Source organism: Arthrobacter sp. MDT1-48-3, from assembly GCF_054511015.1.
Genome location: NZ_JBTNDL010000001.1, coordinates 422,359 through 442,658 on the forward strand (window position 1 = coordinate 422,359; position 20,300 = coordinate 442,658).

Here is a 20,300-nt window from a genome sequence, read left to right on the forward strand (position 1 = left end):
TCAGGCTCCCCTGGACAGGGGCGTGCGCCGCATCGAGTCGAGCTGGGAGTGCCCCACCCCGGCACCGGGCAGCGGTTCGTCGGCGTCGAACATCTTGGCGTCGAACCGCCTCAGCAGGAGTCCCTCCCGTAGCGCCCACGGGCAGATGTCCATGGAGGGGACATTGAACAGTTCCAGGGCGCACTCCGCCACGAGTGCTCCCGCGAGGACCTGCGGCGCACGGAGTTCCGAGACGCCGTCCAGGCTGGTGCGGTCCCTGGCGCTCATCGCGGCCAGCCGCTTCGTCCACAGGGTGAGGTCCTCGAGGCGCAGCTCGCGCCGGACGAAGGGACCTGCGGCCGACGGAGCGGCACCCGTGATGCGTGCCAGTGACCGGAAGGTCTTCGAGGTGCCGGCCACGAGGTGCGGCGTACCGAGATGGGCGAACTGCGGCACTGCCTCGCGGAGGGTCGCCCGGATGTAGCGGCGCAGTTCCTTGACGCTCCTCGCCGACGGCGGGTCGCCCTGGAGCCAGTCACGCGTGAGCCTGCCTGCGCCGAGCGGTACGGACAGGGCGACCTCGGGCAGCTCGTCCGTGCCCATTGCCAGCTCGAAGGATCCGCCGCCGATGTCCAGGTTGAGGATCGACTCCGCCCCCCAGCCGTACCAGCGGCGGACGGCCTGGAAGGTCACTGCTGCCTCCTGGTCGCCGGACAGCTCCTGCAGGTCGACGCCGGTCTCCTCGCGGACCCTCGCGAGCACCTCGCTGCCGTTCCCCGCCTCACGGATGGCCGAGGTGCAGAAGGCGAGGAAGTCCTCGGCGTCGTGCCCCGTCGCGAACTCCCGTGCCTCGCGGACGAAACCCACCAGCTCGTCCTGTCCCTGCCGGGAGATGCAGCCGTCCTCGTCGAGGTAGGCCACGAGCTGCAGGGGCTTCTTGTGGGAGGCGAAGGGCACCGGCCGACCACCGGGGTGGGCATCCACGAGCAGCAGATGGACCGTGTTCGACCCTATGTCCAGCACACCTAGCCGCATTGTTCCCGCGCTCCCAGCTCTCCCGCTATCGTCTGTGTTCCCGCCCCGCGCTCTCAGGCTACTTGCCCGCCGCGACCTTGCGCTTCGCGGGCGCCCTGCGGGTTGTCTTCTTCGGCGCCGGTCCCTTCGCACGCTTGTCGGCGAGCATCTCGATCGCCTGCTCCCGCGTCAGCTCCTCGATGGCCATCGAGCCCGGGACGGTGATGTTCGTGACGCCGTCGGTGATGTAGGGGCCGAAGCGGCCGTCCTTCACCACGATGGGCTTCTCGCTCACCGGATCGTCGCCGAACTCGGCCAGCGGCGGGGTGACCGTCCGCCCGCCCCGCTGCTTGGGCTGCTTGTAGATCTCCAGCGCCTGCTCGAGGGTGATCGTGAAGATCTCCTCCTCCGACCCGATGGACCGGGAATCGCTGCCCTTCTTCAGGTACGGGCCGAACCGGCCGTTCTGCACCGTGATCTCCTTGCCGTCCTCGTCCGTCCCGAGGACACGCGGCAGATTCATCAGCTTGAGGGCGTCCTCGAGCGTCACCGTGTCCACAGCCATGGACTTGAAGAGCGAACCCGTGCGGGGCTTGACCTTCGCAGGCTTCTTCGGCGGCTTCGGCTTGCCGTTCTTGTAGTACTCGACCGGCTGGCTCGCGAGCTCCTCCGCCGTGACCTCGGGGATCAGCTCGATGACGTACGGCCCGTAGCGCCCGTCGCGGGCCACGATCGTGCGCCCGGTCTCCGGGTCGGTGCCGAGGACGCGTTCCTGCGACGTCGGCGCCTCCATCAGTTCGATCGCCTTCTCGGCCGTCAGCTCGTCCGGTGCGAGGTCCTCGGGCACGTTGGCGCGCTGGGGCTCGGTCCCCTCGGGCGCATCCTCCGGAAGGGGCTTCTCGAGATACGGGCCGAACTTGCCCACCCGCAGGGTGATGCCCTCGGCGATCTCCACCGAGTTGATCCGGCGCGCGTCGATCTCGCCGAGCTCGTTGACGATCGTGTGCAGGCCCGTGTCCTTGCGGTCACCGTAGTAGAAGTGGTTGAGCCACTCCACGCGCCCGGCCTCGCCCCGCGAGATGCGGTCGAGGTCCTCCTCGAGCTCCGCCGTGAAGTCGTAGTCGACGTAGTCGTTGAAGTGCTCCTCGAGCAGGCGCACCACAGAGAACGCGATCCAGCTCGGCACGAGGGCCTGGCCGCGGGTCCGCACGTAGCCGCGGTCCATGATGGTGGACATCGTCGCGGCGTACGTGGACGGGCGGCCGATCCCCCGCTCGTCCAGCACCTTGACCAGCGAGGCCTCGGTGTAGCGCGGCGGCGGGGACGTCTCGTGGCCGATGGCCTCGATCGCCGTCGCACCGAGGGCGTCGCCCGTGGCGACGTTGGGCAGACGCGTGCCCTGGGCGTCGTCGTCGGAGCCGTCCTCGTTGCGGTCGGCGTCGCGGCCCTCCTCGTAGGCGGCGAGGAAGCCGCGGAACGTGATGACGGTGCCGGAGGCGGCGAATTCGGCGTCCCGGCCGTCGGCGCTCGTCGCGCCGAGGCGGAGCGAGGCCGTCGAGCCCTTGGCGTCCGCCATCTGCGAGGCCACGGTCCGCTTCCAGATCAGCTCGTACAGGCGGAATTCGTCACCGCGCAGGGACTGGGCGACCTGCGCGGGGGTGCGGAACGAGTCTCCCGCGGGACGGATGGCCTCGTGCGCCTCCTGGGCGTTCTTGGCCTTCCCCTTGTAGACGCGGCGCGACTCGGGGACGTACTCGGGACCGTACAGCTCGGAGGCCTGCCGGCGGGCGGCGTTGATGGCCTGGTCCGAGAGCGCCGACGAGTCGGTACGCATGTAGGTGATGTAGCCGTTCTCGTACAGCCGCTGCGCCACCTGCATGGTGACCTTCGAGCTGAAACGCAGCTTGCGGGCCGCCTCCTGCTGCAGGGTCGACGTCGTGAACGGTGCCGCGGGACGGCGCGTGTACGGCTTCGTCTCGACGGAGCGCACGGTGAAGGCGGCGCTCTCCAGCCCGGCGGCGAGGGACCGTGCCGCCTCCTCGTCGAGCCGGACCGCGTTGGTGCCCTTCAGCTCGCCGCGGTCGGTGAAGTCCTTGCCGGTCGCGATCCGGCCGCCGTCGACGGCGACGAGCTTGGCCGGGAAGGTGCTGCCCTTCGCCGAGTCCTCGGGGGTGAACGTGCCGGTGAGGTCCCAGTACGAGGCGGTCCGGAACGCCATCCGCTCGCGCTCGCGCTCCACGACGAGCCGAGTCGCCACGGACTGCACGCGCCCGGCGGACAGGCCGCGGGCCACCTTGCGCCACAGCACGGGGGAGATCTCGTAGCCGTACAGTCGGTCGAGGATGCGCCGGGTCTCCTGGGCGTCGACCATGGGGATGTCGACGTCGCGCAGCTCGCCCATGGCGCGCGTCACGGCTTCCTTGGTGATCTCGCCGAACGTCAGGCGGTAGACGGGGACCTTCGGCTTGAGGACCTGCAGCAGGTGCCACGCGATGGCCTCGCCCTCGCGGTCGTTATCGGTCGCGAGATAGAGCTCGTCGGCGTCCTTCAGGGCGGCCTTGAGCTCGGCGACCGTCTTCCGCTTCTCCGGGGAGACGACGTAGTACGGCTCGAAATCCTTGTCGAGGTCCACGGCGAACTTGCCCACCGAGGACTTCTTGAGTTCGGCAGGGAGGTCGGAGGGCTGCGGGAGATCCCGGATGTGCCCCATGGACGCCGCGACCTGGAAACCCTCGCCGAGATAGCCCGAAATGCTCTTGATCTTGCTGGGGGACTCTACGATGACGAGCTTCTTGCCGTGCTTCTTGTCCGTGGCCTTGGTCGGCACATCTCTCCTATATATACGGGTGCGATGCCGCGGCAGGTGCGTGGGTGTCCGGTCCGGATCCCGCTGCTCGGCCTCACCTCACAGTATGCGTCATGCGTACCTGCACAAGGGTAACCGCTGGTTTCAGGGGGCCGGAATCAGGAAGCCCTCGCGGACGAGCTGCTCGACATCGACCAGCAGCTCCGCTGTGAACGCCGCGTCGGGCCGGTCCAGGAGCATCGCGAGCGCACCCGCGATCTGGCCCGCGGTGAGATCGCCGTCGCATGCGGACACGAATCCGGCGAGCTCGGTGCTCAGCAGCGTGGTGCGCCGCAGCCCCGCTCCCTGCCGCAGCAGGATGACGCCGGGATGTTCCGCTCCGGGCCGTGCATGACGTTCCTCGGTGACGTCGTCCGCCACCAGCAGGAACTCGTCGGCGATCCCGATGCCCGACGCCGCCTGCTCCGTGTGGGCGGCGAGCCAGTCGTTCCGGCCGATCGCGGCGGCCAGGTGGGGTCCCACGGGCTGTTCGATCTCGTGGGTGATCTCCTCCAGCGTGACCCGGACGAGGTCGTTGGGGTTGCCGGGCCGACGCAGCCATACGGAGCCGAAGCCGATCCCCTCGACATCCCGCGACGCGAAGTCCGCGAGGTAGTCCGCGAAGCTCTCGAGGTATGCCTCCCGGTCGCGGTTCTCCGCGGCGTCCCGCAGCCACGTCTCGGCGTACTGCACGGGTGTCAGCTGTTCGCGCTGGATGACCCAGGCGTCGACGCCGGGCGGGACGAACCCACGGACCCGCCGGTCCCACGCGTTCCCCTCCGGGATCTCCCAGTTGCCGAGCAGCTGGGCGGCACCACCGGGTGCGAGTACTCCCGGCAGCGTCCCGACGAGGTCCTCGACGATGGCGTCCCCGGCGAGTCCGCCGTCGCGGTAGGTGTAGGCCTCCCCGGACCTCCCGGTGCGCGGGGTGATGACGAAGGGCGGGTTGGAGACCACGAGATCGAACCGCTCCCCCTCGACCGGTTCGAGCAGGCTGCCCCTGCGGAGGCTGACGCGGTCCCCCAGCCGCTGCGGGTCGATCTCCAGAGCCCGGGCGTTCAGGAGGAGATTGAACCGGGCGAACCCGAGCGCGCGGTCGGAGATGTCGGTCGCGGTCACGTGGCGGGCATGCGACAGCAGGTGGAAGGCCTGGATCCCGCACCCCGTCCCCAGGTCGAGAGCCCGCTCCACGGACGTCCGCATGACGGTCTGGGCGAGGGTCAGGGACGCGCCGCCGATGCCTAGGACGTGGTCGTGGCGGAGGGGCCCCGGGCGCTGCTCCGATCCGAGGTCACTCGCCACCCACAGGCCACCTCCTGTATCGGAGCCGTAGGGCCGGAGCTCGACGGCGGCGTGCCGGCTCCGTCCTGCCGACGGGTCGGCGGCAGTGCGCGTCGCAGCTTCTGGCCCGTCGGCCGTTGTGACCTGCCGTTCCTCGTGCGACGTCGGCCCGCCGTCCGCACCGGGCTCGATGAGCCTCAGCTGTTCGAGCCCGGGCACGCCGAGGCGCGGGAACGCGGCCCGCAGATCCTCGTGGCCCACGGCTTCCCCGAGGAGCCACAGGAGGACCGGCACGGCCCGCGCGCCGGCCGAGCCGGAGAGGTGGCGCCTGCATTCGAGGAGCGCGGGGGCGAGCTGACCCCGGCCGAGGGCCGCGTAGGCCGGGGCTCCGAGGAGTTCCCCGACACCGTCGACCGTGTAGGCGAGGTCCGTCAGGTCCTCGGCGAGTGCCTCGAGCGCCGGGAGGTCCCGGCTCGAGGGTGCGGTGGGGACGTCGTCGTCGAAGTCCCGCCGGCCGGTCGGACGCGCGGCCGGCATCACGCGGCGCCCGCGGCCGTCGCCTCGGCTTCGTCGGACTCGCACCCCTGGGGGCACCGCAGTGTCGCCGGGTCGGCCGCGCATGCCGAGCAGTAGAGCGTGAGATTCCGGCAGGACGCGTTGGAGCAGTTCTCGAATGTGTTCGAGGGCGTCTGGCACCGCACGCACTTGCCGATCGTGACGGCGTCATCGCTGAATTCCAGGTGCATGCGCTTGTCGAAGACGTAGAGGGAGCCCTCCCACAGCCCGGCGTCGCGGTACTTCTCGCCGTAGCGGACGATGCCGCCGTCGAGCTGGTAGACCTCCTGGAAGCCGCGATTGACCATGAGGCTGGACAGCACCTCGCAGCGGATGCCGCCGGTGCAGTAGGTGACGACGGGCTTGTCCTTGAGATCGTCGTACTTGCCCGAGTCGAGTTCGCGGACGAAGTCGTGCGTGGTGCGCACATCGGGGACCACGGCCCCCTTGAAGCGTCCGATCTGCGCCTCGAGGGCGTTCCGGCCGTCGAAGAAGACGACCTCCTCGCCCTCGGCCCGCTTTGCATCGACCAGAGCGTGCAGTTCCTCCGGCGCCAGGTGGGTGCCCCCGCCCACCACTCCGTTCGCGTCGACCTCGAGTTCCCCGGGCGCCCCGAACGACACGATCTCGTCCCGGACCTTCACGCTCAGCCGCGGGAAGTCGTCCGCGCCGCCGTCGGACCACTTGATCTCCATGCCCTTGAACGCGGGGTACTCGCGTGTGGTCTTCACGTACTGCTTCACCGCGCCGATCTCGCCACCCACCGTGCCGTTGATCCCGTCCTTGGAGATGAGGATCCGTCCGCGCAGCCCCCACTTCTCGCAGAGAGCGCGCTGCCACAGGCGGATCGCCTCGGGGTCGGGCAGTGGTGCAAAGGCGTAATAAAGGGCAATACGATTCATCGACACGGCTTAAAGCGTACTTTGCGTCTCAATACGGTCACCTCGGCGCCCGTCCCTGGTGATTCGAAGTCGTCGAGAACTATGGTTCAGCACATGGGTGCACACGCAGACGCCGAACTCCTCCAGACGTGGATCACCGGCTGGTCCGCCTGCCGGGGCTACGAGCCTCACAGGGACGCACGGAGCACCTCCGTGCTGCTCACGGACCAACAGGACCAGACCGAGCACTTCCTGTTCGAACCGACGACCGGGCTGTTCCTCGAACTCGCCGCCGAGACCCGGGACGATCCGACGCGCGTGCTGACCGTCGTCACCAACAGGATGCAGGAGCTCATCGATGCTGCAGCCCCCCTGCGCATGCGGGTCACCGACCGCCAGCAGTCCCTGATGAGCGTCGACATGGACGGCCAGGACGTCGAGGACCCCCGGCCCCCCGGGGACGACTTCACCCTCGAGCGCGAGCACAGCGGCGCCTGCCGCCGTGTGACGGTGCGCGCCGACGGGGAACTGGCGGCCCACGGCTCGGTGTCGGTGGTGGCCGAGCACGCGGTCTACGACCGCATCGTCACCGAGGACGGCTACCGGCGACGGGGACTGGGCAGCTTCGTCATGCGCGCCCTGACGGCCGGCGTCCTCGAGGACGACGTCACGTCCGGTCTGCTCATGGCCTCCGCGGACGGCCGGGCGCTGTACGAGTTCCTGGGGTGGCGCCACCTCGCCGATGTGTTCGTCATCAGAGGATAACGGCGGTTTCCGCTCTCCTCCCGGAGACCCGGTGGGAGAATTGCAGGGTGGCTGCGCAGAATCCCCTCCTTCCCCTCCTCGGAGGGGGGCCCGACCCTGAGCAGCTGCTGCATGTCCGCGAGATCCCCGCGCGCGAGGCCGAGCACGAACCGTGGCCCGAATGGGTGCACCCCGACGTCGTCGATGCCTTCGCCGCCCGCGGCGTGAGCGAACCGTGGCGTCACCAGGTGGAGGGCGCCACCTCGGCCCACGACGGGGAGCACACGATCATTGCAACGGGCACCGCGTCCGGGAAGTCGCTCTGCTATCAGCTGCCCGTCCTCGACGAGATCCACCGCAGCGAACTGCTGGACCGCGCGACGCTCGCCCCCACCGGCTCGGTGGCCCTCTACCTCGCTCCGACGAAGGCCCTGGCCGCTGACCAGCTCGCCGCCATCAACGCGCTGGGACTCCCCACGGTCCGGGCGGAGACGTACGACGGCGACACCGAGTCGGGTGCGCGGCGGTGGATCCGCGACCACGCGAACATGGTGCTGGCGAACCCGGACATGCTCCACTACGGGATCCTGCCCAACCACACGTGGTGGGCCCGGTTCTTCCGCCGCCTCAAGTACGTCATCATCGACGAGGCGCACAGCTACCGTGGCGTCTTCGGCTCGCATGTCGCGAACCTCCTGCGACGCCTACGGCGCGTCTGCGCGAGCTACGGGGCGGATCCGGTGTTCATCGGGGCGTCCGCCACGTCGGCCGAGCCCGCCGCCTCCTTCGCCCGGCTGATCGGCGCTCCGGCCCGGGCCGTGGACCGGGACAGCTCTCCGCACGGCTCCACCACCGTCGCCTTCTGGGAGCCGGAGCTCACGGGAATGAAGGGTGAGAACGGCGCGGCGACGCGACGGACGGTGATCGCCGAGACCTCCGACCTGCTCGCCAACCTCGTGTCCTCCCATGTGCGGACCATCGCCTTCATCAAATCGCGGCGGGGCGCGGAGAGTATCGCGCAGACCTCCCGGCGGATGCTCGAGGACGTCCATCCGAGCCTCCCCCACCGCATCGCCGCCTACCGCTCCGGATACTTGCCCGAGGAGCGCAGGGCCCTCGAGGCAGCCCTGCGCAGCGGTGAGCTGCTCGGTGTCGCGAGCACCTCGGCGCTGGAGCTCGGCATCGACATCTCCGGTCTCGACGCCGTGCTCGTGGCCGGCTGGCCCGGCACCCGGGCCTCGCTGATGCAGCAGATCGGCCGTGCCGGCCGCTCCGGGCAGGACGCCATCGCCGCATTCGTGGCCAGCGACGACCCCCTGGACACGTACCTGGTGCACCACCCCGAGGCCGTCTTCGACCTCGCCGTCGAAGCCACCGTCTTCGATCCCTCCAATCCGTATGTGCTGGGGCCGCACCTGTGCGCCGCAGCCGCGGAGCTCCCGCTGACAGACGCCGACCTCGTCCTGTTCGGCGCGACGTCGGAGGAACTGCTCGGCACCCTGTGCGACCAGGGCTTCCTGCGGCGCCGTCCCGCCGGATGGTTCTGGACCCATCCCCAGAGTGCCGCCTCGATGGTGAACCTGCGCGCCGACGGAGGTGGGCCGATCAACATCGTCGAGGCGGAATCGGGCGCACTCCTCGGAACCATGGATTCGCCGCAGAGCCACTACCAGGCGCACCCCGGGGCGGTGTACGTCCATCAGGGGCGGACCTACGTGGTGCAGGAACTCAACGAGCAGGACCACTGCGCCGTCGTCGCACGGGCCCATCCCGACTACTACACGCAGGCACGGGACGTCACTCAGATCGAGGTGATCGGCCGGGACGTCAGCCGGCTCTGGGGTGGGGTCCTCGCCAACTTCGGCGACGTGAAGGTGACGACCCAGGTGGTGTCCTTCCAGCGCAAGGCCTTCTCCTCCAACGAGATCCTCGGTGAGGAACCGCTCGAACTCGAGGCACGGGATCTCTTCACGAAGAGCGTGTGGTTCGAGATCAGTCCGGAGTTGCTGGAGGCGGAGGGCATCCTCGCGGAGGAGCTCCCCGGGGCGCTCCATGCAGCGGAGCATGCGGCGATCGGCCTGCTGCCGCTCGTCGCGTCCAGCGACCGCTGGGACATCGGCGGAGTGTCCACCGCGCTGCACGCCGATACCGGGATGCCCACCATCTTCGTGTACGACGGCCACCCCGGCGGCGCCGGCTTCGCCGAGCGGGGCTACGAGGCCGCGCGCACCTGGTTGTCCGCGACCCGTGACGCGATCGAGGCCTGCGAGTGTGAGTCGGGGTGCCCCTCCTGCGTCCAGTCGCCGAAGTGCGGCAACCGGAACAATCCGCTCAGCAAGGGTGGTGCCGTAGCGGTCCTCTCGCTCATCCTGAACCAGGCCGGTGCCGCTCCCGGTGCCGGTCCGGCCCGCGTATCGGACCCCGGCCACAATGCGGCTCCGGCCACCAGCGGCGCATCGATCTCAGCGTCGACCTCCCCGAGGTCCGCGTCTGCGGCGTCCGATCTGGAGGATCAGCGGACGGACGCCGGGTAGTCCCCGGGTGACGCTCACGGAGGCGGCCCGGCCCGGGCTGCGCCGAGGGCGTCGGGAAGCGGGCCGGCGACGCCGACCGAGACCCGGACCAGCGCGGTTCCGGGGCCCGCCCCGCCGATCATGCAGTCCTGCACCCTGGCCCCGTGGTGTCCAGCGACGCTCGAGGCGGCCGCGCAGGGGTCTCCGGTGGCGAGTCCTCGCGCGATGTCCGCGGCCGCGAGTGCCGCTAGGTCTGCCGCGGTCGCCGCTTTCGATGCAGCGGATGCCGCCTGGAGCACCAGGACTGCTGCTGCGATCAGGAGGACTGCCACCAGGGCGAGGCCCGCCATCAGCAGCGTCCCGGCCCCACTCTCGGCATCGCGGCTCCGCCCTGCGCCGGCGGCCGCCCCACTCCTATCCACCGTGTTCCTCCTTCCCCGAAGCAGTGGCCGTGAGTTCGATCCCCATCAGGTTCACGACGGGTCCCTCGACCTGTGCCGTCACCTCGACGGTGGTCCATCCCGAGTCTGTCGCCACCCGCACCCTCGCGGTGGGCCCGGCGAGACGCTGCACCGTCTGCTGGACTGTTCCGCTGCTTTCGCCCCGCATCGCCTCGCGTGCTCCGGCACGTGCGGCCTCCTCCAGCCGTAGCTGGACGGTGCCGACATGGGCGGTCCCGAGCAGCAGCGCGAGGAGGACGACCAGGGCGGGAAGCACGACGGCGACCTCCGCCGTGACCGAGCCGCGCTGACCGCCGTCGGAGGTCCTGGCGTTCTCGTGGCGCAGACCCTTCCGACGAGCACTCGGCCTTCCAGGAGCCCCATCCGAGGGGTCCGGTGCGCGCTGGTGCTGCAGGCCATGCGGCTCGTGCGGCTCATGCGGGTTTCGCGGTGTGCGCGGGTCGCCTGGCTCGTCGGTACCGCTCATCAGGTGACATCCACGATGACACTCGTCCGGTGGTCCTGCGGGGTCGCGCCCCGGCCCGCCCCGGCCGGTCACCATCAGCCGAAGTTCAGGGCCGACGTGATCAGGGACATGAGCAGTCCCTTGATCTCGCCGCTCGACAGGACGGCGACGAGGAGTGCCGCGAAAGCGACGGCCGCGAGCGTCGCAATGGCGTATTCGGCGGTCGCCATCCCGGCTTCCTGACCTGTCGCCGGGTCCTTCCGACGGCGGCTGATCCGCTCGTTCGACCGCCGGCGTCGAGCCTCCGCCCGACGGCTCATCCGGTCGACCGGCATCGGAGCCGGTGCGACGGCCCCGTGCCTGCCGCCCTCCGGCTTCTCCCGCTCGGCGTCGCCCACCGGGTGAAGCGGCGCCGATGGTGCCGCCTGCGAGAGCCCGGACGGCGCAGGACGCACCGGGCTGCCGCAGCCTGCTGCACCGTCCGGAGCGACGACGGCGCTTCGGAACGCCGACCCTTGCACTGCCTCGAGCTGGGTCTCCTCTGACATGGACTGTCCTTTCCTCGACGAGGGACACAGGTCCCGCGTGCTCTCCGCGACGATCGCCGCAGGACCAACTCTCGTCACCAGCCGGTACTCACTCGACGACAGGACGGGCTAAGTGGATAACCCCTGTGCCCGAGGTGCCGCGGTCATCCTGCCCCGGAGCGCATCTCCCCGGAACCGCGGAACAAACGGTCCGACCGGCGCAGCGGAATGCACGGGAACGTGCGGCCCGACCGACTCAGCGGGATGAACGGGTCGAACGGCCCGACCGACTCAGCGGAATGCACGGGACGAGTGAACTGACCGGCGCAGCGGGACTCACGGTCGGATCCTGCAGCGGGACGCACTCGCACACGCTCCGCGGAGCGCCGGCACTCACGTCAGAGGGAAGGCAGGAGCCCCAGGACGACAGGCACGACGCCGAGGCAGATGAAGGCCGGCAGGGAGCACAGGCCGAGGGGCAGGACGAGCTGCACGCCCAGGGCTGCTGCCTTCCTGTCGATCTCACGGTTGTACCGTCGCCGCAGCTGCGCCGCATGGGCGTGGAGGAGCGCCGCCGAGGGCGCGCCCGTCGATGTGGCGAAGCGCAGACCGAGCCGGACGTCCTCCACGGTGCGGTCCTGATCGCGGACGGACCGCCTCCGGCCGGCATGGCGCAGGAAACCCGGGGGCGGCGTGTCCGCCCGGCTCCCCGCCCCGGCTTCCCAGGCCGCCTCCCACGACGCACCGAGGAGCCGTGCCGTGTGCACGCGGACCAGGTGCGAGCGGATACCGGGCTCGCAGGATTCGGCGACCAGCGACAGCGCATGCTCCACCGATGCTCCGGCGGACAACAGCGCTGCCAGCAGGTCGAGGAGCAACGGACCGTCGCGGATCCCGCCGTCCTGTTCCACGCCCCGTCGCTCCGTGCGGGCCGGACGGAGCCGCCCCGACGACACCGTCATCACGGAGGACGCCGCCGCCAGCAGGGCGAACACCAGGAGACCGGGCATCACGGTGATCCCCCACCCGCCCGCTGCACCAGCCACCGGGACCACATCCGCGATGCGATCATCAGGACGGCGCCGGCGACCAGCGCGAGGCGCCCCGGCGGTGACGCGGTGAGGACCTCCAGCGGGTTGGTGCCCAGTGCGAAACCGAGGACCAGGCCGACGGCCGGCAACCAGGAGAGGAGCACCACCGTCGCCCGCGGACCCGCCAGCGCCGTATCCCTGGCGGACAGCCCATCGAGGTGCGCGTCCAGTTGTGCGGCGTAGTGCTCGAGGATCCCGGCCAAGGGCGCACCGCTGCGCCCCGCCACCTCGAAGCACCCCGCGAGGTCGATCCACAGCCGGTCGATGTGCGCGGCGGACGATGACACCCCGGCACCATTGCTGCGATGTGCAGCCCCTTGGCGGAGGGCGTCGGGAACACCGAGGCCGAGGTCCGCGGCACGCCGTGCTGTGGCGATCATCGGGCGCACGGCGGCCGCGAAGGTACTGCTCCCGTCGGCGTAGACGGCCTCGATATCCGCCCAGAGGACGTGTGGAGGCCGCCCTGCCCTGAGGAGCCCGGCCAGTTGGTGCACGAACAACGGGAGCTCGTGGAGGTCGACTGCCGGACGCCGGGACCTCCAGAGCCGGTCGGGCCGGGAGACCCCTGCTTCCACGGGCGTGCTGCCGGTCCGAGCGGGACGTGTCGTGGTACCCGGCGCCCGTCTGCCGCTCCGGCCCGTGGTCGGCAGCACGAGGACGGTGCCGGCCAGCGCCAGGAGGATTGCCACGACGACTCCGGTCATGGCCCGTCCCCGCTCCGTCCCACCCGCAGGGCGAAGTCGTCCCATCCCGAGGCTCGTCGGCATTGCCCGCCGGTGTCGACGAGGACCGGCCGCACCAGGAGGCCGCTACCCGGGCCGAGTTCCAGGAGCCCGATGCTCTCCACCCGGCGGCCACGCACGTCGCGCACGACGTGCACCACCACGTCGAGTGCGCTCGCTGCCTGCAGGGCGAGGGCTTCGGGCGACAGGCCGGCGAGCGCTGCGAGCGCCGCCAAACGGGCCGGGACGGCGTCGGCGGAATTGGCGTGGACCGTTCCCCCACCACCGTCGTGCCCCGTGTTCATCGCGGCCAGCAACTCCCGGACCTCGGCGCCCCGGCACTCCCCCACGACCAGCCGGTCCGGTCGCATGCGCAGGGCCTGCCGCACGAGCTCGGTGAGGTCCAGGACGCCGGCACCCTCCAGGTTGCCGTGACGGGACTGGAGCCCGACGGTGTGCGGGTGTGCAGGGTCGAGCTCTGCGGCGTCCTCGACCAGCACCACACGCTCCCGCGGCCCGGCCAGCCCGAGGAGCGTCGAGAGGAGGGTGGTCTTTCCCGTCCCCGTCGCACCGCTGATGAGGAAGTTGAGGCGGCGGCGCATCATCAGGGTCAGTGCCTCCGCCATCATGGGCGCCACGGTCCCGCGGTCGACGAGTTCCGGGAGCGAGAACTGCAGCGGTCTCCTGATCCTGATGGACAGCAGCGTTCCCGTCGTCGAGATGGGCGGGAGCACCGCATGGATCCGGAGCCCGTCCAGCCGCACGTCGACGGCAGGATTGCCGTCGTCCAGGCGCCGCCCACCCGCGGCGACGAGGCGCACGGCGAGCGCTCGTACCTCCGAATCGCCGGCGAAGACGGAACCCACCCGCTGCAGTCCCGCCGCGCCGTCCACCCACACGTCCGAGGGCCCGTTGACGAGGATGTCGGTCGTGGATTCCTGGGTGAGGAGGTGCTCGAGCGGTCCGAGTCCCTTGAGTTCCGCACGAACCCGGTCGAGGGCCGATAGGGTACCTTCCGATCCGAGAAGCCTGCCGCTCGACCCCACGGCGTCGGCGAGGGCCGCCCCGGTCGCCTGCACGTCCCCGGCGAGAACGGCCCGCCGCACCGACTCCACCATCGACGCGGCACCCGGGTCCCTGTCGCGTGCCCCGTCGGCGACCGGCCGGGGTGGTGCACCCCGGTGGAGGGTGCCGGCCCCGGGACCGGCGCGTAGCTCGCGCCGGGTCGGCTGCCTCTGGGGGTCGGGCTCCTTCATGCGGCCGCGTCCCCCTCGGCAGCGACGGACTCGACGATCCTGCGTGCCTTCCTGGGCAGGGCGAAGTCGAACATCCTGCCGCTCGCCTCAGCAGTGGCGGCCCCCCGGACGAAGGGGAGGTACGGGAGCGGACCCGGGCGTCCCGCCAGTTCGGCGACCGCCCAGGCATCGAGGCCGTCGAGGACCGGCCCACGTAGCACCATGGTCACCGGGACGGACCCGCACTCCTGGAGGACGGCGGCCGCTGCGGCGACGCCGCGAGGCCTCGATGGCACGAGGAGGACCAGGCGGTCGCATGCAGACGCGAGGGCCCGGTCACCTGTCCCGGTGCTGCCGAGGTCGATGAAGCTGGTGTCGAACGCGCCGCGCGCGGCTTCCATGACAGCTCCCGCCGGCCCCGTCGCGTCCCCTCGCCCGACGCCGGGCGGGCCGGGTCGCGTGCCGTGCGACAGCACGGAGAGGCCGCCGACGGAGGGCAAGGCGGCGGCGAGTTGCTCGGCACCGAGCGTCCCGCGGATCTCCTCGAGGTCGTGCCACCGCACGCCGGGGTGCTCCTCGATGCCGAGGGCACGATCGAGGCCGCCGCCGAGGGGATGCGCGTCCACCAGCAGCACGGACCTACCCTGGTCCGCGGTGCGTCGGGCACACCAGAAGGCGAAGGTACTCACGCCGCAGCCGCCGGCGGTACCGACGAAGCCGACCACCGCGCCGGTGGCGGCAGGGTTGACCCGCCGTCCGAGGTGTTCGGCGAGCCAGCCCGCACCCTGCGGCAGGATCACGACGCGCGACGAGGCGAGGGCCGCAGCGCTTCCCCAGGCCCGTTGCTCGTCGTCGGCGGTCCCCACGACGATGACCTCGCGCTGCCCGTGCACTCCCGCCGCGGCCTGGTCCACCGCGACGAGCAGCACCAGCGGGTCGTGCGTGAGTGCTTCGGCGAGGGTGGGGACGAACAGGCCCGCGATCCCGGCGGCAGCACATGCGCGCGCCACCTGATCCAGGACGAACTGCGTCCCTCCGGCGAGGACCACGGGCTGCCGCCGTTCCGTCCGCGTCCGCGTCTGCCGAGTCATGCGGCAAGCCTCGCTGCACCGGGTGGGCGTCACCGCAGGGGTCACCCCTATGTGGACAAGGACCAGGATTGAAGGAATGACAGCGCAACCGCCGACAATATGCTCATGTACATAGCCGTGGCGTCCCTGCCGTCGGGTCGCGGTGGCGACGCCGCCGTGGCGTTGCAGCGCCTCGATGCGGAGGGCGGGTCCGTCGGTGAGCCGGACGTGCTCGACCGCGACGGGCTCGGCGACGCCGTCGCCCGCCTGGAGGTCGAGCGCCCGCGCTGGGTGTGGAGCAGCACACGGGACTGGTATCCCGCCCTCCTGACCGCGGGCGTCGCCGTGGACCGATGCTGGGACCTCGCACTGACCCGGGACATCCTGGCCTACTCGGCGTCCTGCCGGCCCTCCCCCTACATCGATTCGCTGAGATCGGCGGCCCCGAAGGACGACGGCACGGAGCCTCCCCGGCTCCTGATGCCACCCCCTCCGCCGCCGAACCAGCGCTCGCTGTTCGACGAGCCGCGGGAGCCCTCCGGTCCGTCCCCGGAGGAGGTCCTCGGGACGTTCCGTGACCAGCTCGCCGCCGTCTCCGATGCCATGGAGCCGGCACGCCTCACCCTGCTGGTCGCCGCCGAGTCCGCGGGCTCGCTCATCGCCGCCGAGATGGAACACTGGGGACTCCCGTGGCGCAGGGACGTGCATGAGGAGCTGCTCGAACGGACGTTGGGGCCACGGCCCGCGGAGGGTGCGCGGCCGAACGAACTCGAGCGGCTCGCCGGGGTGCTGCGTGCCGAGCTGGGTAGCCCTGCGCTCAATCCGGACTCCCCGCAGGAGGTCCTGCGGGCCCTGCACCGCGCCGGGATCGAGGTGAGGACCACGCGCTCGTGGGAACTCGAGCAGCAGCAGCACCCCGCCATCGAACCGCTCCTGGCCTACAAGAAACTGTCGCGGCTCCTGACGGCGAACGGCTGGAACTGGCTCGACACCTGGGTCCACGCAGGACGCTTCAGGCCGGAGTACGTCGTGGGCGGCGTCGTCTCCGGCCGGTGGGCGTCCCGGGGCGGCGGTGCGCTTCAGATCCCTCGGCAGGTGCGCGACGCCGTCCGGCCCGACGAGGGTCATGTCTTCCTGGTCGCCGACGCGGCGCAGCTGGAGCCCCGGGTGCTGGCGGCGCTCGGACAGGACTCGGCGCTGGCCGCAGCGGCGCGCGGCAGGGACCTCTACCAGGGCATCGCCGAACAGGGATTCGGCGGTGATCGTGCGAAGGCGAAGCTCGCGATGCTCGGCGCGATGTACGGTGCGACGAGCGGTGAGTCCGGGCGGCTCATGCCGCAGTTGACCCGCGCCTACCCGCGCGCCATCGGCGTCGTCGAGGCGGCGGCGAGGGCGGGGGAAGCCGGGGAGGGTGTCTCGAGCTACCTCGGCCGTGGCTGCCCGCCCGCCTCGGAGGAATGGCGCGCGAGGCAACGGACGACGACGGCGGAGGAGCAGCGCCGCGCGGACGCGGCGGCGCGGGCCCGGGGCCGCTTCACGCGCAATTTCGTGGTGCAGGCCTCGGCCGCGGAGTGGGCCCTGTGCTGGCTGGCGGAGATCCGGCGGCGGTTGACCGCGAGCAGCATCCCGCAGCCGCGGGGCCGCATCGCCTTCTTCCTGCACGACGAGGTGGTCCTGCATGTCCCGGTGGAGCAGGCCGCCGAGGCGGAGGCCCTCCTCGGCGACGCTGCGCGGGCGGCGACGCGGCTGATCTTCGGTGCCATCCCGATCGAATTCTCCATCACCACGGTCACCGTGACGTCCTACGCGGACGCCAAGTAGTCCGCACGGCCTCCGGTCACGCTTCCGTGCGACGCCCGGCGATCGCGGTCCGGGCCAGGGCACTTCACAGGGGTGCGGGGATCTCCTGCGACCGGTCCCACGGCTCCGTCCAGCCGAGACCGTCGAACACCGCATCCAGCAGCATCGCCGTGAATCCCCAGATCACCGCTTCGGGCGCCAGGAACGCGGGTGTCCGGCTGACGAATCCGTCGCGCCGGACGACTGCCGTCCGGCGGCGCGACGGGTCGAGGAGGGTCTCCACGGGACACCGGAAGACCAGTTCGGACTCGGCGGTGTCCACGACACGGATCGGCGACTGCTCGGCCCACCAGCCGAGCACCGGCGTGACCATGAAATTGCTGACGGGGAGTCCCACGTCGGGCAGGGTGCCCAGGACCTCGATGCCCCGAGGGTCAGCCCCCGTCTCCTCCTCTGCCTCGCGCAGGGCTGCCGCGCCCTCGTCCGCGTCCCCGGCGTCGATCGCGCCGCCGGGGAACGCCACCTGGCCCGGATGGTTGGAGAGCGAACTGGCCCGCATCACGAACAGGACGTCGAGTTCGTTGCGCCCGAGATCCCTGCCGGGTCGTCCGGACCGGCCCCCGTCCCGGGCTCCGAAGAGGATCAGCACGGCAGCGCGACGGCTCCTGGTGGGATCGAAGGTCGCGAACTGCCAGCCGTGCGGCTGCAGCAGCGTGGCTCCGGGCCGGTCCATCTCCCTGACCCATCGAGTCAGCTCGTCGTACGCCGTCACCGCCGCATCCGCCGGATCCCCTCCCGGCACGAGCCGGGTCCTAGGCACCCAGGCCGTGCCCGGCCTCGCGGAGCTCTGCACGGGTCCGGCCGGCCCGCATCTGGTCCAGCAGCTCCTCCCGGCCCGGCGCGAGTTCGTACTTGAGCAGCTTGGCCGCCTTCATGGGGTCCGTCTCGCCCTCCCCGTAGGACGGGCACAGGGCCGCGACGGGGCAGACCCCGCACGCCGGCTTCTTGGCATGGCAGATCCGCCGGCCGTGGAAGACGACGTGGTGGGAGAGCATCGTCCAGTCCTTGCGGTCGAACAGCGCGGCGACGTCGAGTTCCACCTTCACGGGGTCCTCCGACGTCGTCCAGCGGAACCTGCGCGACAGCCGCCCGAAGTGCGTGTCCACGGTGATGCCGGGCACACCGAACGCATTGCCGAGGACCACGTTCGCGGTCTTGCGCCCCACCCCGGGCAGGGTCACGAGGTCCTCGAGCGTGCCGGGCACCTCGCCGTCGAATTCGTCGACGAGCCGCCGGGAGAGCGCAAGGAGGCTGTTGGCCTTCGCGCGGTAGAACCCGGTGGGGCGGATGATCTCCTGCAGCTCGAGCTCCTCGGCCTCGGACATGGTCCGCGCGTCGGGGTACCGCTCGAAGAGGGCGGGGGTGGTGAGGTTGACCCTCACATCGGTGGTCTGCGCGGACAGCACGGTCGCCACCAGCAGTTCGAACGCGTTCCGGAAGTCGAGCTCCGCGACCGCGTAGGGGTAGGTCTCACCGAGGATCCTGTTGATCCGGCGGGCGCGGCGCTTGAGGGCGACGGGTGATTCCTCCTCGATCTTCGCTTTCCTGCCTGCCACGCGCGGATCTCCTCTCGGTGGTGCTGCTCGAGCCACCGGCCACGACCGGCAGGGGCGGAATGCGTCAGTCGCGGGGAGCGCGTTCGATGTTGCGCAGGTCCCGCAGGATACCGACCGATCCCGTGCGCTTGTCCTGGACCAGGAACTCGCTCCCGCGATCCTCGATGCCGACTTCCCAGTCGCCCGGCTGGAGCGTGAAGACCTCACGGCCGGTCTGTTCGTCGACGACGGGACGCGGCGAGCCGACCGCGAACCAGAACGCCTCGACGACGGGTTCCTCCTCCGCGAAGCGCGTTGCGGTGATGGGCTCCTGGTGGCTCCGTTCCTCCGCGGTCTCCGCTGCAGAGGACCCCGGGAGGTCGTCGCGGACGACGTCGTGGACCCGCGTCGCATCCGCGGCGGGCGTCGTGGTCTGCGACGGGACGGCCTCGGAGGCGTTCAGATCCGAGGAATCGGAGGTCCGCGTGCCCGCATCCTCCGGAGTGGCCTCCGAACCGCGGCCGACGGCGGAGGACCCCGACGGTTCGGCCGTCGTCGTACCGGTGACCGGGTCGTTGTGCGTCGGCGTGCCCTGCGACGCTCCCCGCTCCATCCCGGACTGGCCCGATGCGGCGGCACCGGCACCGACGGCGCCTGCCCCGCCCGCACCGTACAGGCCCGCGCCGTTCTGCAGCACTGCGGCAGCGGCAGGATTGACTCCCGCCGTGCCGGGACCGGAGGTCGTCGGGGCCTGCCGGGTCTTCGCTCCGGCCTCGGGCTTGGGCTGCTTGGGCTGCTTCGGGCGGGGGCGGGCTGCGGTGATCGGACGGGCCGCAGCGGGCGCAGGCACCTCCGGCCGCTCCGCGAAGTCGTTCCGGAAGACCGGGAGGAAAGGAGCGGTGACGGTCGCGGCCAGCATGGCGAGGGACCCGATCAGCGCGAGCAGGGGTCCGGGGTGGAAGTCGGTCACGGTCTGGAGGAAGAAGTAGGTGGCGGCCAGGACGGCGGTGACCGAGGCGAACTGGTCGACGGAGAGGGATCCGACACGGAGTCCCGCACTTCCCAGGCGTCGTCCGGCCAGGAGGGCGAGTGCGATCACGGGCAGCAGGATGCCGATGCCGATGAAGAAGAGCGGGCCGCTGTTCCAGAAGTTCGCGTAGCGCACCATGCCGTCGATGAACGGCAGCAGCGTCCCGATGAACACGAGCGCAACGCCTCCGCCGAAGACGGCCTCACGCAGGGTGAACGGACCGAGCACGGCCTCGCTCGGCCCAATGGCGCCGGCCTGCCGGGTCGCCGTCGTGCCGGACGGACCGTCCGTGCCGGAGGCTTTCCCTGCCGCCTGCGCGCCCGTGTCCCGTGCGTCGGTTCGGGATGCCGTCGCCTCCTGGCCGGAGGCGAGTCGCCCCTCGGTTGCTTCCGTCATCTCAAACTCCCGTTTCTAGCGCTGGTCACCGGCTGGCATCGGCCGCCGGCATCACTTACCTCCTTCCACCCTAGCCATCGGCCCGCGCCTTCTCCACCGCAGGAGATGCCGAGCCG

The 20,300-nt window shown here is 71.1% G+C and carries 17 protein-coding genes; 3 read left to right on the top strand and 14 right to left on the bottom strand.

Annotation, left to right across the window (positions count from 1 at the left end; genetic code table 11):
• From ACX80L_RS02125 to trhO, 4 genes are all read right to left on the bottom strand, one after another.
• Complete coding sequence (locus ACX80L_RS02125) at positions 1 to 1,014, bottom strand: Ppx/GppA phosphatase family protein (RefSeq protein ID WP_459267311.1); 1,014 nt, start codon at positions 1,012 to 1,014, stop codon at positions 1 to 3.
• Between the two features lie 58 nt (positions 1,015 to 1,072).
• Entirely contained in the window at positions 1,073 to 3,820 is a 2,748-nt protein-coding gene (topA, locus tag ACX80L_RS02130) for a type I DNA topoisomerase (protein WP_459287367.1), read from the bottom strand.
• 123 nt (positions 3,821 to 3,943) lie between these two features.
• Positions 3,944 to 5,656: a DUF7059 domain-containing protein gene (locus ACX80L_RS02135; protein WP_459287369.1), complete on the bottom strand. Its 1,713-nt coding sequence runs from the start codon at positions 5,654 to 5,656 to the stop codon at positions 3,944 to 3,946.
• Entirely contained in the window at positions 5,656 to 6,582 is a 927-nt protein-coding gene (trhO, locus tag ACX80L_RS02140) for an oxygen-dependent tRNA uridine(34) hydroxylase TrhO (RefSeq protein ID WP_133081174.1), read from the bottom strand. The genes ACX80L_RS02135 and trhO overlap by 1 nt, the downstream gene beginning before the upstream one ends.
• Before the next feature lie 87 nt (positions 6,583 to 6,669).
• On the opposite strand from trhO, the gene ACX80L_RS02145 reads away from it, so the two are divergent.
• Both ACX80L_RS02145 and ACX80L_RS02150 read left to right on the top strand, forming a co-directional pair.
• Positions 6,670 to 7,320 (top strand): GNAT family N-acetyltransferase, encoded by a 651-nt coding sequence (locus ACX80L_RS02145; RefSeq protein ID WP_459287371.1) that lies wholly within the window; start codon positions 6,670 to 6,672, stop codon positions 7,318 to 7,320.
• Between the two features lie 47 nt (positions 7,321 to 7,367).
• Positions 7,368 to 9,833 (top strand): DEAD/DEAH box helicase, encoded by a 2,466-nt coding sequence (locus ACX80L_RS02150; protein WP_459287373.1) that lies wholly within the window; start codon positions 7,368 to 7,370, stop codon positions 9,831 to 9,833.
• A 14-nt stretch (positions 9,834 to 9,847) separates the two neighbouring features.
• On the opposite strand, the gene ACX80L_RS02155 is transcribed toward ACX80L_RS02150, so the two are convergent.
• From ACX80L_RS02155 to ssd, 7 genes are all read right to left on the bottom strand, one after another.
• Positions 9,848 to 10,234, bottom strand: a complete 387-nt coding sequence (locus ACX80L_RS02155; protein WP_459287375.1) for an Rv3654c family TadE-like protein — start codon at positions 10,232 to 10,234, stop codon at positions 9,848 to 9,850.
• On the bottom strand, positions 10,227 to 10,739 hold the full coding sequence (locus ACX80L_RS02160; protein WP_459287377.1) for a TadE family type IV pilus minor pilin: 513 nt from the start codon (positions 10,737 to 10,739) through the stop codon (positions 10,227 to 10,229). The genes ACX80L_RS02155 and ACX80L_RS02160 overlap by 8 nt, the downstream gene beginning before the upstream one ends.
• Before the next feature lie 74 nt (positions 10,740 to 10,813).
• Complete coding sequence (locus tag ACX80L_RS02165; RefSeq protein ID WP_459287379.1) at positions 10,814 to 11,266, bottom strand: DUF4244 domain-containing protein; 453 nt, start codon at positions 11,264 to 11,266, stop codon at positions 10,814 to 10,816.
• A 377-nt stretch (positions 11,267 to 11,643) separates the two neighbouring features.
• Positions 11,644 to 12,255, bottom strand: coding sequence for a type II secretion system F family protein (locus ACX80L_RS02170; protein WP_459287381.1), 612 nt, complete (start codon positions 12,253 to 12,255; stop codon positions 11,644 to 11,646).
• Complete coding sequence (locus ACX80L_RS02175) at positions 12,255 to 13,040, bottom strand: type II secretion system F family protein (RefSeq protein ID WP_459287383.1); 786 nt, start codon at positions 13,038 to 13,040, stop codon at positions 12,255 to 12,257. Before ACX80L_RS02175 ends, ACX80L_RS02170 begins: the two co-directional genes overlap by 1 nt.
• Entirely contained in the window at positions 13,037 to 14,314 is a 1,278-nt protein-coding gene (locus ACX80L_RS02180) for a TadA family conjugal transfer-associated ATPase (RefSeq protein WP_459287385.1), read from the bottom strand. The genes ACX80L_RS02175 and ACX80L_RS02180 overlap by 4 nt, the downstream gene beginning before the upstream one ends.
• On the bottom strand, positions 14,311 to 15,384 hold the full coding sequence (ssd, locus tag ACX80L_RS02185) for a septum site-determining protein Ssd (protein WP_459287387.1): 1,074 nt from the start codon (positions 15,382 to 15,384) through the stop codon (positions 14,311 to 14,313). Before ssd ends, ACX80L_RS02180 begins: the two co-directional genes overlap by 4 nt.
• Positions 15,385 to 15,489: 105 nt before the next feature.
• Between ssd and ACX80L_RS02190 the strand changes: the two genes are divergently transcribed.
• A complete protein-coding gene (locus tag ACX80L_RS02190; protein WP_459287389.1) occupies positions 15,490 to 17,184 on the top strand; it encodes a bifunctional 3'-5' exonuclease/DNA polymerase in 1,695 nt (564 codons plus the stop codon).
• A 64-nt stretch (positions 17,185 to 17,248) separates the two neighbouring features.
• Here ACX80L_RS02190 and ACX80L_RS02195 read toward each other — a convergent pair whose 3' ends face one another.
• From ACX80L_RS02195 to ACX80L_RS02205, 3 genes are all read right to left on the bottom strand, one after another.
• The gene (locus tag ACX80L_RS02195) at positions 17,249 to 17,965 is read right to left on the bottom strand and encodes an NUDIX hydrolase (RefSeq protein ID WP_459287391.1); all 717 of its coding nucleotides are present in this window, start codon (positions 17,963 to 17,965) and stop codon (positions 17,249 to 17,251) included.
• A gap of 10 nt (positions 17,966 to 17,975) precedes the next feature.
• Positions 17,976 to 18,779: an endonuclease III gene (gene nth, locus ACX80L_RS02200; protein WP_459287393.1), complete on the bottom strand. Its 804-nt coding sequence runs from the start codon at positions 18,777 to 18,779 to the stop codon at positions 17,976 to 17,978.
• 64 nt (positions 18,780 to 18,843) lie between these two features.
• A complete protein-coding gene (locus tag ACX80L_RS02205; RefSeq protein ID WP_459287395.1) occupies positions 18,844 to 20,184 on the bottom strand; it encodes a hypothetical protein in 1,341 nt (446 codons plus the stop codon).
• Positions 20,185 to 20,300: the final 116 nt, after the last annotated feature.